We start from the raw sequence: 2,394 nt of genomic DNA, 5'->3' as shown, positions 1-2,394 counted from the left end.
GGGCGAAGTCGAAGAACCGGTGACAACCGCGGCGCTCTCCACTCTTCGGCGGCTCCCTCCGGTCTCGATACAGAACGCCACCCAGTGGTTGCACACCACCAACCGCAACCCCGGGCTGGTCGGCCTGATCCGGCGGGCCCGGCGACTGCTGCCCGGCGACCCCGAGTTCGGTGACCCGTTGTCCACCGCCGGCGACGGCGGTCCCCGCGCCGCCGCACGTGCCGCCGACCGGTTGCTGGGCGATCGCGGTGCCGCGTCGCGCGAGGTCAGCCTGGGTGTGCTGCAGCTGTGGCAGGCGCTGACCGAGGCGGTTTCCCGACGGCCGGCCAATCCGGAGGTGACGCTGGTCTTCACCGACCTGGTCGGGTTCTCCGCCTGGTCGCTGCAGGCAGGCGACGACGCGGCCCTGACGCTGTTGCGGCAGGTCGCGCAGGCCATCGAGCCGCCGCTGTTGGACGCCGGCGGGCACATCGTCAAACGGTTGGGCGACGGGCTGATGGCGGTGTTCGGCGACCCGGCCGTCGCCGTGCGGGCCGCGCTGGCCGCCGAAAGGGCCCTGCGATCGGTCGAGGTGGCCGACCATACCCCGCGGATGCGGGTTGGCATTCACACCGGGCGCCCGCAGCGGATGGCCTCCGACTGGCTCGGCGTCGACGTCAACATCGCGGCCCGAGTTATGGAACGGGCCACCAAAGGTGGAATCATGGTGTCCAGTTCGACGTTGGACCTGATACCGCAGAGCGAACTGGACGCCCTGGGCGTCTTTGCAAAACGAGCACGTAAGCCCATGTTTGCGCCCCAGCCCGCCGGGCTGCCCGCAGACTTGGCGATCTATCGCCTCAAGGCCAGTAGGGAGTTGGCAGTTTCCGATGACAGCGACGAAGCCGAATCACAGGCATAGTAGGTGTCGATGATCTACGGCATCTTGTCCCGGCTCGGCCGGATCCGGTTCACCGTCGGCTACGTGGCAGTACTGCTGGCCGTCAGTTCCGCGCTGATCGTTCTGGGCCCCCAGACGCGCGACATCATCATTCAGCGCGCCAGCACCAACCTGCACAATCTGGCCCACGGGCACCTGGGCACCCTGCTCGGCAGCGCGTTGGTCGTCGACGCGGGTCCGCTGTATTTCTGGCTGCCCTTTCTGACGTGCATGCTCGTGCTCGCCGAACTGCACCTGCGCACCATCCGGCTGGTCGTGGCGTTCGTGGTGGGGCATATCGGTGCGACGCTTCTGGTCGCCGCCGCGCTTGCCGCGGCCGTCGAGCTGCGTTGGCTACCGTTGTCGGTCACCCGGGCCAGTGACGTCGGCATGAGCTACGGCGCCCTCGCGGTCCTCGGAGCGATGACCGCGGTGATTCCCCGGCGCTGGCGGATGGCGTGGGTCGGCTGGTGGGTGGCCGCGGGCATCGCCTCGGCGATCGTCGGCGGCGATTTCACCGACGCCGGTCACACCGTCGCCGTCATCCTCGGTGTGCTGGTGTCGTCCCGGTTCCGCCAGCCGATCGTGTGGACCCCGATGCGGACCATGATGTTGGTCGCGTCCTCGGGCTTCGGGTTCCTGCTGCTGGCCCACCACTGGGCGACGATCGCCGCGGCGCCGGTCTTCGGTGCCCTGGGCGCGGTGCTGGCCTACAAGATCGACCAGGTGGTCACGGCGCGCAGGGCGGTGCCGCTCGCGGCACCGGCAGCCCCGCAGCCGGCTGTGTCCGGATAGACAGCAGCCGCTGGCCGGTCGGGCGCGCAACTCGCAGGGCGCCCGACCCCATCGCATATGATCGGCACTCGGCCGGTGCCGCGCGCGGGCCGGAATAATGGGGCGCGCCCGGCGACGATGCGGGCAACCGGACAGCCATGAGCAAGGAGAGTGCCGCCGCGTGGGTGAGCAACCCGTCGACCTGTCGCCGGAAGCGTTGGCCAAGGCGGTCACCGCCGCCCGGGAGGCCATTGCAGGCGCGGGCGACCTCGACGCGCTGGCCCGCATCAAGACCGAACACCTCGGCGACCGTTCGCCGCTGGCGCTGGCCCGCCAGGCGCTGGCCGCCGTGCCCAAGGAGGAGCGCGCCGACGCCGGAAAGCGCGTCAACACCGCGCGCGGCGAGGCCCAGCGCAGCTATGACGAACGGCTGGCGGCGCTGCGGGCCGAGCGGGACGCGGCCGTGCTGGTCGCCGAGGCCATCGACGTCACCCTGCCGTCGACGCGGCAGCCGCCCGGCGCCCGGCACCCGATCACGATCCTGGCCGAGCACATCGCCGACACCTTCGTCGCCATGGGCTGGGAGGTGGCCGAGGGCCCCGAGGTCGAAACCGAGCAGTTCAACTTCGACGCCCTCAACTTCCCGGCCGACCACCCCGCCCGCAGCGAGCAGGACACCTTCTACATCGCGCCGGAGAACT

General features: G+C 70.5%; 3 protein-coding genes. All 3 read left to right on the top strand.

The window, feature by feature from the left end:
* The coding region (locus AC2VOR_RS13530; RefSeq protein ID WP_486963938.1) for an adenylate/guanylate cyclase domain-containing protein at positions 1 to 901 on the top strand (901 nt) is incomplete at its 5' end.
* Positions 902 to 910: 9 nt separating this feature from the next.
* Entirely contained in the window at positions 911 to 1,714 is an 804-nt protein-coding gene (locus tag AC2VOR_RS13525; RefSeq protein ID WP_486952689.1) for a rhomboid-like protein, read from the top strand.
* A gap of 160 nt (positions 1,715 to 1,874) precedes the next feature.
* On the top strand, positions 1,875 to 2,394 hold a 520-nt coding region (locus tag AC2VOR_RS13520), incomplete at its 3' end, for a tRNA ligase subunit PheS family protein (protein ID WP_486952688.1).

Source organism: Mycobacterium sp. TH-M103 (assembly GCF_057473785.1).
The sequence above is the reverse complement of the archived record's forward strand: the minus strand, read 5'-3'. Positions and strand labels throughout refer to the sequence as shown.

Coding starts and splice junctions, on each gene's coding strand:
- AC2VOR_RS13525 (WP_486952689.1), top strand. CDS start 911: ATGATCTACGGCATCTTGTCCCGGCTCGGCCGGATCCGGTTCACCGTC.